Source organism: Shewanella seohaensis (assembly GCF_023283775.1).
GTDB lineage: Bacteria > Pseudomonadota > Gammaproteobacteria > Enterobacterales > Shewanellaceae > Shewanella > Shewanella seohaensis.
The window spans coordinates 157,846-170,545 of sequence record NZ_JAKILE010000007.1; the positions used below are offsets into that span (position 1 = coordinate 157,846).

A 12,700-nucleotide genomic window follows, 5' to 3' on the forward strand; every position below is an offset into this window, starting at 1 on the left:
CCATTTTTGATGTCTGAATTCTTGGGTGGATTAACGACTTCAGTCGTATAACCATTCCATTAAAAAACTACAGATCAGCAAGAAAACCCCCAGATTAAATACCACAGTCTGTAACTTTGCCTTAGGTGATTTATCCTCGGCCTGACTCATCACTTGGTTGAGGGGAGTAAAAAACATATTAGGGTCGAGCCCCATGCCAATAAAAAATACTGCGACGGCAAAGAGGCGAGTCAGCTCAGGAACGGCCAGTTGCTCAAGATAAAACTCATAGGCGCCATAGGCGACCATGCCCACGGCGATACAATGGCAAACGACTGCCATGATAAGCTGCTTAGTCATAAAACCTCTCACCGATGACACGACTTTGCTCCTAAAGCCAACACACTGTTACTCATTATGCGGCTGATAATATTCGGCGCGCAGTCTATCTCTTTTACGTTGTAGCCGCACCCAGTCAAACCAACCAAATAAAATACCTGCCGCAGGATAAATACAGAGTGCCCGAGCTAACTCGCCCCAAAAGGATGTATCTGAGGTGAAATAATGGATAGTGGCGACTAAGAGGGAGGTCATGCCTCCCCAAAACAACACGCCAACCACTAGGATAAAAAACCACTTTCCCTTGGCTATTGCTTTATCCAGCGCTGCAAGTTCCTGTGACGACATACCAAGGCTCCTATCCATTATGATTCCGCCAATATGCCCGAATTGGCTAATGCTGGCTATCCATCCTTATAACGATACGCTAACAAAAAGCCCTGCATGTGCAGGGCTTTAATAATGTTAGGTTAGATTACTCCGCCGAGGTCGGCTTTTCTTCTTTACCTTTCTTCTCGCGCTTACTGAAGATACGTTCCACAATCACGAAGAACAACGGCACGAAGAAGATACCGAGGAAGGTCGAACTCATCATACCGCCGAGTACACCGGTACCGATGGCGTTCTGGCTACCAGAACCCACCCCTGTACTCACGGCCAGAGGCACTACACCTAGACCGAAGGCGAGTGACGTCATCAGAATTGGACGCAAACGCACACGTACCGCATGTAAGGTCGCCTCGATAAGTCCCGCACCTTTCTCATAGAATTCTTTGGCGAATTCCACAATCAAGATGGCGTTCTTCGTCGCCAAACCGACCGTCGTCAACAGACCCACCTGGAAGAACACGTCGTTTGGCAAGCCACGACCATTCATCGCCAGCAGGGCACCGATAATCCCCAGCGGAACCACTAGGATTACGGCGAACGGTACAGACCAGCTCTCATAAAGTGCTGCCAGTACGAGGAATACCACCAGAATCGACAGCGCATACAGCGCAGGCGCTTGGTTACCCGATAAACGTTCCTCATAGGATAAGCCGTTCCACTCGATACCAAAGCCTGGTGGCAACTGCTTCACCATGTCTTCCATGATATTCATCGCCGCACCGGTACTGAAACCAGCAGCCGTTGCGCCTTGAATGTTCATGGCAGGTAGACCGTTGAAACGCTCTAGACGAGGTGAACCATATTCCCAAGCGCCTGTTGCGAAGGCCGAGAATGGCACCATGTCGCCCTTGTTGTTACGCACGTACCAAGTGTCTAAGTCTTCAGGTTGCATACGGTATTGCGCATCACCCTGTACGTAAACTTTCTTCACACGACCACGGTCGATAAAGTCGTTAACATAAGAGCCACCCCATGCGGTTGCGAGTACGCTGTTCACGTTCGCAATCTCAATGCCTAAGGCACTCAGTTTGGCGTGGTCAATATGCAACTGATAGATTGGCGCATCTTCCTGACCGTTTGGACGAACGCCCACGAGGTTTGGATTCTGTGCCGCCATACCTAACAATTGGTTGCGCGCTGCGACTAACTTATCGTGCCCTTGGCCATTCTTATCTTGCAGGTACATATCGAAACCGTTAGCCGTACCCAGCTCGATTACCGCAGGCGGAACGAAGGCGAATACGAAGGCTTCTTTCATTTGGCTGAATACGCCCATCGCGCGACCCGCAATGGATTGCACATCCATACCTGGCGCTTCACGCTCTGACCAATCCTTCAAGCCAACGAAGGCAATACCCATGTTCTGGCCTTGACCCGCGAAACTGAAGCCCGCCACGCTGAATACCGATCTCACGCCCTCTTCTGCCAGATAGTGATCAGAGACTTTCTCTAACACTTTCATGGTGCTTTCTTGGGTAGAGTTGGTTGGCAAAATTGCCTGCGTAAACAAGATACCTTGGTCTTCGTCAGGTAAGAATGCTGTTGGCATGCGCATGAAAATCCAGCCCACTGCCACGACTAGCGCAGCGTAAATCATCATGACTCTGAAACTACGCTTCACAATGCCAGCCACGCTCGATTCGTAACGGTTCGTTAAGCGATCGAAGCCACGGTTAAACCAGCCAAAGAAACCGGTTTCGATATGGCCATGGCCTTTCTTCAATGGTTTTAACATGGTCGCACAGAGTGCAGGCGTTAATATCAAGGCCACTAGCACAGACAGCGCCATCGCAGAAACGATAGTGATCGAGAACTGACGGTAAATAACCCCAGTCGAACCCGACATAAACGCCATAGGTACGAATACCGCCGACAAGGTCAGACCGATACCGACTAACGCGCCAGTAATCTGATCCATCGACTTACGGGTTGCCTCGAGTGGGCTTAAGCCCTCTTCGGCCATTACCCGCTCAACGTTTTCCACCACCACAATCGCGTCGTCCACGAGCAGACCAATCGCCAGCACCATAGCGAACATGGTGAGGGTGTTGATGGAGAAGCCCGTTGCCGACAGAATCGCAAAGGTACCTAGCAATACGACAGGTACGGCGATCGTTGGAATTAAGGTCGCACGGAAGTTCTGCAGGAAGAGGTACATGATGACGAACACCAGTACGATCGCTTCCAGCAGAGTGTGTACTACGCCTTCAATCGATTTCTCAACGAATGGTGTTGTATCGTAGGGGTAAACCACATCTAACCCAGCAGGGAAGAAGGGGCGTAACTCTTCAACTTTAGCGCGAACCGCTTCCGCCGTATCAAGGGCGTTAGCGCCGGTTGCCAGCTTAATCGCGATACCCGAAGCTGGTTTGCCGTTATACAGAGACTCTACTGCATAGCTTTCTGAACCCAGCTCTACACGCGCCACATCACCCAAGAATACGTTCGCACCCGAAGTATCGGATTTAAGAATGATCTTGCGGAATTGTTCAGGCGTTTGCAGACGGCTCTGTGCCGATACAGTCGCGTTTAGCTCTTGTCCAGGCAGTGATGGTGTACCACCGAGTTGACCCGCAGATACCTGCGCGTTTTGCGCACGGATAGCACTCACCACATCTAAGCTGGTGAGGTTGTATTGGGTCAGTTTCAGTGGGTCTAACCATATACGCATCGCGTATTGGGCACCGAAAATCTGAATTTCGCCCACGCCCGGTACACGGCTCATAGGATCTTGGATGTTAGCGCCCACATAGTCGGCGATGTCACCCTTATCTAAAGAACCGTCGGTCGAAACGAAGCCCAGTACCATCAGGAAGCCAGAGCTTGACTTGTTAACGTTAACCCCTTGAGATTGCACCTCTTGTGGTAACAAAGTCATTGCGCCCTGTAACTTGTTCTGTACCTGAACCTGCGCGATATCCGGATCGGCTTCCGCGTTAAAGGTCAGGGTAATAGAAGCGTTACCAAAGCTATCACTGGTTGAGGCGATATAACGTAGGTGGTCGATACCCTTCATACGTTGCTCAATCACCTGAGTCACTGAGTCTTCTACGATTTTGGCCGATGCACCTGGGTAGTTCGCACTGATCACCACTGTCGGTGGCGCAATACTAGGGTACTGCGAGACTGGCAGGGATCGAATAGACAATACCCCCGCCAACATAATGATTAACGCGATCACCCACGCAAAGATGGGGCGATCAATAAAAAAACGTGCCATAGCTATGCCCTATTGTGCTTGGGTTTCAGAAATAACTTTGGGAGTGACTGGTGCACCTGGACGGATCTTTTGTAATCCTTCCACAATCAACTTATCGCCCGCTTCCAAACCGGCAGTAATACGCCATTGATTGTCGATAACTTCAGCTGTGGTAACAATTTTTGCTTCCACTACGCCTTGATCGTTCACCACCATAGCCACGGCTTGACCCTTAGCGTTACGGCTAATGGCTTTTTGTGGCACTAGGATGGCTTGAGGATCGGTACCGGTATTCAATACGGCGCGAACATACATGCCAGGCAGTAAGATGCCATCGGGGTTCGGGAACTCTGCACGCAGGATCACTGAGCCAGTGTTTTCATCCACACTCACTTCAGCAAATTGCAGCTTACCGCTGTGGCCATAAATCGTGCCGTCTTCTAAGACTAACTGCACGTCAGCGTTATCAGCCGCCTGCAGCTTACCTTGCTGCAGCTTGGCTTTTAGACGTAACAGCTGAGCACTCGACTGCGCGATATCCACATTGATAGGATCGAGCTGTTGAATGGTCGCCAACGTTTGGCTTTGGTTAGCAGTCACCAGCGCACCAGCAGTTACACTCGATTTACCGATACGACCAGAAATAGGCGCTAACACTTCGGTGTATTCGAGGTTAATTTTGGCAGTGTTGATTGCCGCTTCAGCCACAGTCACACTCGCCAGCGCTTCTTTGTAAGCCGCTTCAGCTTCGTCGAAATCCTGCTTACTGATGGCGTTAGTCTTCACTAACTGCTGATAACGGGCAGCTTTAGCCTTAGCCGATGCAAGACTCGCATTCGCTCTAGCTAAATCGGCATTTGCACTTACCAATGCCGCTTTATAAGGCGCAGAATCGATTTGATAGAGGGACTCGCCCTGCTTCACGTGGCCGCCTTCAACAAAGCTACGCTTGGTAATAATACCATTCACTTGAGGACGCACTTCGGCTTCGAGGAACGCCTTGCTACGGCCCGGTAATTCGACTTGGATAACCTGAGGCTTGGTCGCCACATTAATGACCCCCACCTCCATGCTCTGCGGCCCAGCGCCAGCAGGACCAGCCTTCTCTTCTTGAGGGCTACAAGCTGCCATCCACAACGCCACGCTAATTACTGAGGCAAGTTTAATTGTCTGCCGCATGAGAACTCCTTTAAATATTAACGCTACCGTTTTGCCACGCTGCAATGGTGAACTCACGGCCGTAATTATAACTAAAATCAAATCTGCTACTTATCGCATACCCTATAAGGATGAACAAGAAAGATAAACCAACTAAAATGTAAACTAATGAAAATATTCACACCCTAGCGAATACCTTATTCATTAAATTGTTACCCTATTTAATGAATATGCTAATAGTGGATAAGGTTGTTAGCGTTATACGATACAAAGCACTTATCCAGCCTACTCTATATCAAAAATGTTGCAAACATGTTTGGCAACACAGCTTTAGTCACCATAAATGCTGAACACAGTTAATCGATAACGATGCGATATATTCGCTAGCGCCTCTCGTTAATAAGATTTTACGCATATAACATCCCCCAAATAACGGCAGATGCTTGATAAACAAGGATGGTTCATATCGCCTTGTTATCCAACTAAAGCGTTGAAAAATCGTAGGCGAAAAATACTCTTGATACCGTGAAATAATATATGGCTTATGTAAATTCTTTTTAAATCTACATCTTGGAAATGAGAGACGCCCAAAACCTTGGACGCGACATTTTATGACCAAGTCTAATTGAGGGCAAACCCGAAATGGCGATTTACACCCCATTAAATGAAACTCTGCTTCCCAAAAAACGCATTTAAAAAATAAACGCTGCTCGCAATCGCGCTATTTCGCTGCTTGTTCACATTCATTCATATCTTTTCGTCATTGGTTCATCCCAAGCTACAGCGCTATTCACAACTTATTTTTACGATAAAGGTGCGCTAACAATTCCCAATGACTTTGAGATGATGATTATGAAGACTCGTACTAAATTTCTGCTAAGTGGGGCGTTACTTTCACTGGCGGCCAGCTCCCATGGTGCCGAAGACAACCAGCTTTTTGTTGGCACCATTAACGGCAATGTTAACTTTGCCTCGGATTATGTGTTCCGCGGTGAATCAGAGACCTTAGACGGTGATATTCCCGTGGTACAAGGTACGCTGAGTTGGAATCACAACCAAGGTTGGTATGCGGGCGTATTTAGCTCCAACATCAAATTTGCCGACCCTAACCTAGAAATCGTTACCGCACCTTTTATTGGTAAAGCGGGTGAGTTTGGCGATTCCGGTTTTACCTATGATGTGATGTTGTTTTCATACCTCTATCCGGGTGCTTCTTACTCTAACTACACCGAATTATGGTTAAAAGTAGGCAAACAATTCGGCCGTGCGAATTTGCAACTCGAAGTCACCCCAACGGTTGATGATTGGTTTGGTGTCGATGGCTGGCACGGGGTTAACTATGCCTTGCACCCAAGCTATAGCTTTGACAATGGCGTAAAAATTTCGGCATCCGTGGGTTATCAAGACCTCACGGGTGATGGCGCCGAAGGTTGGGGCCACTGGAACATCGGCTTGAGCAAAGCTTATTACGGCCTCAACTTCGATTTACGCTACCACGGCAGCACTGTCGACAGTGACCATAAAGTCTATGGCACACAGACTGAAATCTTCGATGACAGAGTCGTCATTGGGATCAGTAAGAGTTTCTAATCCTGTTTTTTGCTTATACGTTCATCCCGCTGCTTCCCTGCAGTACTCCAATTGCTTGAAATATCGAGCCTTGACCAGCCAATTTGGCTGGTCCTTTTTTATCTAAATACGATTATCGCCCACACTACAGGCTAAGACGCGGCTGATATCCGCAAGACAGCGACCCGATTCTTGTTGCCATTGGTTGAAGGCGGCCTGCACCTGTTTTAACGCCGTTTGCGAGCTAAAACCGGCATCCACCAGCTTATGCGCTTTAAAATAGCCTTGCACATCATCGGTTAACAAAAAGGTATCCTTACCAATACCGCGCAGGAAATACGGCCCCGTATTGCCACCGAGGCGAGCGCCTCGTTTCTTTAAGAGTGCCCAAAGCCCGACTATATCTTCGGTCGGCCAGTCGGCAATCAGCTTAGCCAAGCTACCATGTTCGCGGGCAATATCATGGATCATCAAGGCATTATCATAAATTGCTTGGGTTTTCTTTAAATGGCGGATCAGAGTCGCATCCGCGGCGCGCGTTTGGATCTGCTCTGGTGACAGCATCAATACCTTTTCAGGTACAAAATGAAAGAAAGATTGCTCATAAGCAGGCCACTTATTATCGACCACACGCCAGACAAAGCCACTCTGAAACACCTGTCGGCTCATGGCAGAGAGCAGCGTAGCATCATCATACTGGCGAATTTCGGCACTCGTTAGGCAGCCAGGCAGTAATGCTTCGAGCCCCTTTTTACCGCCCTTGCGCTCACTCGCTCTGGCATAGATGGATGAGAAACTTTCTAACTGGCTCATACTGTTACCTTTGGTTATCTCTATTTCACTGCGATTTTAAAGCTAATAGTACCGAATTTTTGCGCGAGTGGATCATTCCGCATGGCAACCCACTTTTACGCAACTGACGCCAATCTGCAGAAAAAATCCCACAGCAAGCGCCTTGATAACGACTAAAGTTAAGGCGTAGAGTCAAAAAATGCAGGGGTTGTGGGGTCGACACCTATGGAGCTGTTCTATCATCCGTTATCACGTTATTCACAGAAGGTGTTGATTGCTCTCTATGAAAAACAAGCTAACTTTTACCCGCGGATCACCGATTTGCGCGACCCGCTAGCACGTCAAACATTCCAGCAATTTTACCCTCCCGGCAAACTCCCATTACTTAAAACCCACGAAGGTCAACTGCTCCCCGAGTCCAGCATTATTATTGAATACCTAGACAGGCATTTTCAAAACAGTACCGAGTTACTGCCCGCCGACCCCGAACGCAATCTTGCGGTGCGCTTATTCGATCGCATCATAGATAACGATATTAATAACCCGTTATTTCAATTGGAAAAATTAAAGCATGCCCCCGAAGGGCACGAATTTGAGATCAAGCAGATAGAAAAACAGATGTTTATCCAGTTTCAGCGTTTGGATGCCCATCTCACGCAGAATCACTGGGTGTGCGGCGATAGTTTTACCTTGGCCGACTGCGCGCTTATCCCCTGTTTAAGCTACAGTTTTTCCCACTTAAATCTGCTGGATTTAGATGAACTCGTGCGTTACTGGCAACAGGCGCAGCTACGCGGCGCCTGGATGCTGGTGCTTGAAGAGGTGCTACTCGCCGAAATGGAGGAAGACACTGGGATTAGGAGTATTCCCTAGTACCAGCGCGTCCTAAAGATTACGCTCTTTCTTTAATTGTAAAAACGCTTTCCATTTAATGACTTCTGGCGGCAACTCAGGAGCAGGATAGGTATAACCCGCCTCTTTGACTAACACATCCAAGGGAACTTGCTTACCTTTACAGACAAACACACCACGCACATGCACTATGCAGTGCAGGCCACGCTCACTCACAAAGCGTTGTTCAATATAGAAATATTTCTCGTCCCAGCCCACGACTTTGGTTTCAATCTCAAACTTTTTTAAGGGTTTGATATCGCGGATATAGGTAAATTCGGCGGCGTTAACAATCGGCATCCACTTCAATTTGAGGAAACGCTTCAACAGTCCCATTTCGGCCAGCATATAGGTGCGCGCCAGATCCATAAACGCCGGATAACGGGAGTTGGTCAGGTGGAAGTTGATATCGCAATCGCTAGGTAATGCACGGTAAGTAATGCGGCTCGTGCCTAAAAAATCAATCTTACGGCAGTGACGCGTGCGCCAAAACAACAACCAAAACAAACGGAAATACAGATTCATATGCAGTCGCCCTAAAAAGAAGAGCCACAGGCTAACAGAGGTCATACCAGAGGGCAAGCGAGATCTAGCTCACAAAAAAGGCGCCAAATGGCGCCTTTTTATGCTCAAGCTTTCCTATTTAGTGTGGCTTAAGCCGCAATCCCAGAGTGGCGCAGCAGCGCATCGATACTCGGCTCGCGTCCCATAAACTGTTTGAACAAGTCCATCGGCTCAGCAGAACCACCCATTTCGAGGATGTTGTGCAGGAAGCTACGGCCAGTGTCAGGATTGAAGATGCCTTCCTCTTCGAAGCGAGAAAACGCATCCGCTGAAAGCACTTCGGCCCACTTGTAGCTGTAGTAACCTGCGGCATAACCGCCCGCAAAAATATGCGCAAAACCATGTTGGAAACGGTTAAATGAAGGCGGAATTAACACGGCCACCTGACGACGCACTTCGTCCAAGGTCTCTTGAATACGCGCCCCTTTGGCGGGGTCATATTCGTGGTGCAATCTAAAATCGAACAGTGAAAACTCAAGCTGGCGCAACATCATCATGCCAGATTGGAAGTTTTTCGCCGCTAACATCTTGTCTAGCATGGCTTTTGGCAAAGGTTCACCGGTTTCGTAGTGACCGGAGATTTCAGCTAAGGCTTCTTCTTGCCAGCACCAGTTTTCCATAAACTGGCTAGGCAATTCGACCGCATCCCAAGGCACACCGTTGATACCCGATACGCCTGCCACATCGATTTTGGTCAGCATATGGTGAATGCCATGGCCAAACTCATGGAACAGCGTCGTCACTTCATCGTGGGTAAAGAGTGCTGGTTTGCCATCAACTGGACCATTGAAGTTGCACGTGAGATAAGCCACGGGCTTTTGTAGACCATGGGGCGTATTACGACGCACGCGGCAATCATCCATCCAAGCGCCGCCGCGTTTTCCTGTGCGGGCGTATAAGTCTAAATAGAAGCTGCCTCTGTGCTCACCCGTTTCGTCGAAAATATCGAAGAAACGCACGTCTTTATGCCAGCGGTCGAACTCAGTTTGCTCAACAATTTTTAAGCCAAATAGGCGCGAGACGGTGTAAAACAAGCCAGATAGCACTTTATCTTCAGGGAAGTACGGGCGCAGTAACTCTTGAGAAATCTCATATTTATGTTGCTGTAACTTCTCGGCATAGAAACTCAAATCCCAAGACGCCATTTCGCTCACGCCATACTGCTCCAGTGCAAAGGCTTTAAGCTCGGCTAATTCGGCCTTGGCTTGATCCTTAGAGCGCAGCGCTAATTCGTTTAAGAAGGCCATTACTTGAGCTGGGGTTTCGGCCATTTTCGTCGCGAGGGATTTTTCGGCAAAACTATCAAAGCCTAGCAACTGTGCCAGCTCGTGGCGCAGCGCAAGGATTTCATCCATTAAGGGACCATTATCGAATTCGCCCGCATTCGTGCCTTGATCCGAGGCGCGAGTCACGAAGGCGCGATAACACTCTTCACGTAGGCTACGGTTTTCGCTGTAGGTCATCACGGGTAAATAGGAAGGGAAATCTAAGGTAAATAACCAACCTTCTTGTTCGCGAGCCTCGGCCATCGCTTTTGCGGCCGCCTTAGCTGAATCGGGTAAACCGGCTAATTCTGCCTCGTCGGTAATTAACTTAGTCCAAGCTTGGGTCGCATCGAGCAGTTGATTCGAAAAGCCGCTCGTCAGCTCGGATAGGCGTTTAACGATTTCGCCATAACGCACTTTTTGCCCATCATCTAAGCCGATACCCGAAAGCTCGAAGTCCCGTAAGCTGTGCTCAATCACCATCTGTTGCGCTTGACTTAATTGGTCAAACTCTGGCGATGCACGCAGCGATTTATAGGCCTGATACAGCCCTTGGTGTTGGCCCACATAGGTGCCGTATTCAGATAACAGTGGCAAACAAGCATCATGGGCGGCGCGCCATTCATCAGTGCTCACCACTGAGTTCATATGGGACACGGGCGACCAAATCTGGCTTAACTCGTCGTCCACTTGCTCCAACGGGGCGACTAAGTTATCCCACGTAAACGGCCCTGAGTTTTGCAGCACTTCATCAATCTTGGCACGACACTGAGCAATGGCCTGCTCAACGGCAACTTGAATATGTTCAGGTTTAATCTGGGAAAAAAGCGGTAATTTTGCGCCGTTAAGCAAAGGGTTGCTCATAATGGTTCCTCAACAATCTGTGTAGCTAATAAATAAGGGCTTATCTACTATTTATCAAGGCAAGAAAACCGATTGCAACCTTCGTCTATGTCACTAACGCCATTAGACGAAGAAAAAAGCGAGCCAGCTCACAATTAAGATTTACACCAAATTTACTTCTTCAATCTTGACGAGTTGATCGCAAATCAAATCCATTCTCATTAACGATCATATTCCGCTGTATTAAAATCTAGTTATAGTTCGCATCTAGATTAGATTTCGTTATGGCCGTTTTAAAACACTTCATCCTCAGTACCTTGGGCATCCTTAGCTTAGCCTGTGCAAACAACGGCTGGGGCAACGAGAGCCTCGCACAAGCCGAAGGAAACAGCAGCGGCATATTGCCCGTATCGACATCAGACTGGGCCGTTAATCTCGACCTAGGTTGGGACAGCAAATACATCTCCCAAGGCCGCAACAACCTCAAGCATGGCGGTATCTATTGGATGAACGCCAGCGTTGAATACGGCAACCTGACAACCTACGCCCTTGTCGGGCGCGGTGATAGTCAAGCTTATACCGAGTGGAACATTGGCCTCGAATACGCATTACACTTCAGTGAAGATGTTGAAGCACATGTGGGCTATCAACGGATTGAAGGCTATAGCAGCAGTCGCTGTCAGGATAACGAACTGTTCGCAGAATTAGCCTACACCGCCGCCCCTTGGTTAGTCCCCTCGGTAAATTATGTGTATTCCACCGAGGCTGCAGGCTATTTTGTCGAATTGAGTCTACACAGTTATTGGCAACTGAGTGAACGTTTCACTCTCGCCCCTTATATTACCCAAGGGCTTGATTTTAAATATCGCACTGAAGACCACAACGGCCAAAATCATCTGCAATTTGGGGTAGAGGCGAATTATGATCTGGCCGACAATATGAGTCTCAGTGGCCATATTAGCCACAGCATAGCTCAAAATGACATTGAGCAAGAAGCGGCCGCCAATGGTGACTTTAGCTCGCTGGATCAAACCTATGCGGGTATCCATTTCAATATCAGCTTCTAAGGGTGACACGGCCACTGGCCACTTTTATTCTTCCGTTTGGCAAACCTATCCCGCGCTAACTACACTCAAGGTGTCGAAGGAACGACCTTAACGTGCCGAGGAACAGGGAATGTTAACTCACCATGCCAAGATGTTATCTCACACCTTTATCCTATTAGTATTTTGCAGTTTGTCCTCTATCTGCGCCGCCCGCGAGCCCGTGTTGGTGCCCGAACATGGATTAGAAAACCTCTCCAAAAACACGCCTAGCGAACCTCTGCCCTTAGGCACACTGCTCGACAGCGAGGGAAAACCGCTTGCCATCCCAGCAGAACAAAGCGCCTTGGAGTATTCGTCGCCTACAGTCAATGTGGATGAGGCAAAGACCAAGCAAGCGACCAAATCGACCACCGCGAAAAAGAAAAAGCCGAGCCGCAAACAACAACTCGCCAGTCGAGATAGAGTCGCTAACGACCCAAGTTGCCGCTGGCTCAATGCCCGCATGTCGCAACTCGAAACCCAGATTGGCAGTCGACCCGACAGAGCGGCGAGCTATCACACCGATGAGCTCAGTGCCCGTCAGCAGGAGTGGCAATGCCTCAAATGCGGCGCCGAAGGACCAAACCAAGACGATCACTATCGCTGCCAATATCGCCGTTAAGCTT

The 12,700-nt window shown here is 48.7% G+C and carries 11 protein-coding genes; 4 read left to right on the plus strand and 7 right to left on the minus strand.

What is annotated here, in order from left to right:
- Positions 1-39: 39 nt before the first annotated feature.
- From L2713_RS10210 to L2713_RS10225, 4 genes are all read right to left on the minus strand, one after another.
- Positions 40-339 carry a hypothetical protein gene (locus tag L2713_RS10210; protein WP_086902473.1) on the minus strand — a complete coding sequence of 100 codons (300 nt, stop codon included), beginning with the start codon at positions 337-339 and terminating at the stop codon, positions 40-42.
- A gap of 48 nt (positions 340-387) precedes the next feature.
- Positions 388-684, minus strand: a complete 297-nt coding sequence (locus tag L2713_RS10215; RefSeq protein WP_248967804.1) for a hypothetical protein — start codon at positions 682-684, stop codon at positions 388-390.
- Between the two features lie 109 nt (positions 685-793).
- Positions 794-3,928, minus strand: coding sequence for an efflux RND transporter permease subunit (locus L2713_RS10220; protein WP_248967805.1), 3,135 nt, complete (start codon positions 3,926-3,928; stop codon positions 794-796).
- Positions 3,929-3,937: 9 nt separating this feature from the next.
- Positions 3,938-5,086, minus strand: a complete 1,149-nt coding sequence (locus L2713_RS10225; protein ID WP_248967806.1) for an efflux RND transporter periplasmic adaptor subunit — start codon at positions 5,084-5,086, stop codon at positions 3,938-3,940.
- An 822-nt stretch (positions 5,087-5,908) separates the two neighbouring features.
- Between L2713_RS10225 and L2713_RS10230 the strand changes: the two genes are divergently transcribed.
- Positions 5,909-6,655 carry a TorF family putative porin gene (locus L2713_RS10230; RefSeq protein WP_248967807.1) on the plus strand — a complete coding sequence of 249 codons (747 nt, stop codon included), beginning with the start codon at positions 5,909-5,911 and terminating at the stop codon, positions 6,653-6,655.
- Positions 6,656-6,757: 102 nt separating this feature from the next.
- On the opposite strand, the gene L2713_RS10235 is transcribed toward L2713_RS10230, so the two are convergent.
- On the minus strand, positions 6,758-7,447 hold the full coding sequence (locus tag L2713_RS10235) for a DNA-3-methyladenine glycosylase I (RefSeq protein WP_248967808.1): 690 nt from the start codon (positions 7,445-7,447) through the stop codon (positions 6,758-6,760).
- 204 nt (positions 7,448-7,651) lie between these two features.
- Between L2713_RS10235 and L2713_RS10240 the strand changes: the two genes are divergently transcribed.
- Positions 7,652-8,299: a glutathione S-transferase family protein gene (locus L2713_RS10240; protein WP_248967862.1), complete on the plus strand. Its 648-nt coding sequence runs from the start codon at positions 7,652-7,654 to the stop codon at positions 8,297-8,299.
- Between the two features lie 12 nt (positions 8,300-8,311).
- Here L2713_RS10240 and L2713_RS10245 read toward each other — a convergent pair whose 3' ends face one another.
- Positions 8,312-8,842 carry a thioesterase family protein gene (locus L2713_RS10245; protein WP_248967809.1) on the minus strand — a complete coding sequence of 177 codons (531 nt, stop codon included), beginning with the start codon at positions 8,840-8,842 and terminating at the stop codon, positions 8,312-8,314.
- 128 nt (positions 8,843-8,970) lie between these two features.
- The gene (prlC, locus tag L2713_RS10250) at positions 8,971-11,010 is read right to left on the minus strand and encodes an oligopeptidase A (RefSeq protein ID WP_248967810.1); all 2,040 of its coding nucleotides are present in this window, start codon (positions 11,008-11,010) and stop codon (positions 8,971-8,973) included.
- Positions 11,011-11,273: 263 nt separating this feature from the next.
- On the opposite strand from prlC, the gene L2713_RS10255 reads away from it, so the two are divergent.
- Entirely contained in the window at positions 11,274-12,056 is a 783-nt protein-coding gene (locus L2713_RS10255) for a hypothetical protein (RefSeq protein WP_248967811.1), read from the plus strand.
- A gap of 109 nt (positions 12,057-12,165) precedes the next feature.
- Positions 12,166-12,696, plus strand: coding sequence for a hypothetical protein (locus L2713_RS10260; RefSeq protein WP_248967812.1), 531 nt, complete (start codon positions 12,166-12,168; stop codon positions 12,694-12,696).
- Positions 12,697-12,700 lie beyond the last annotated feature (4 nt).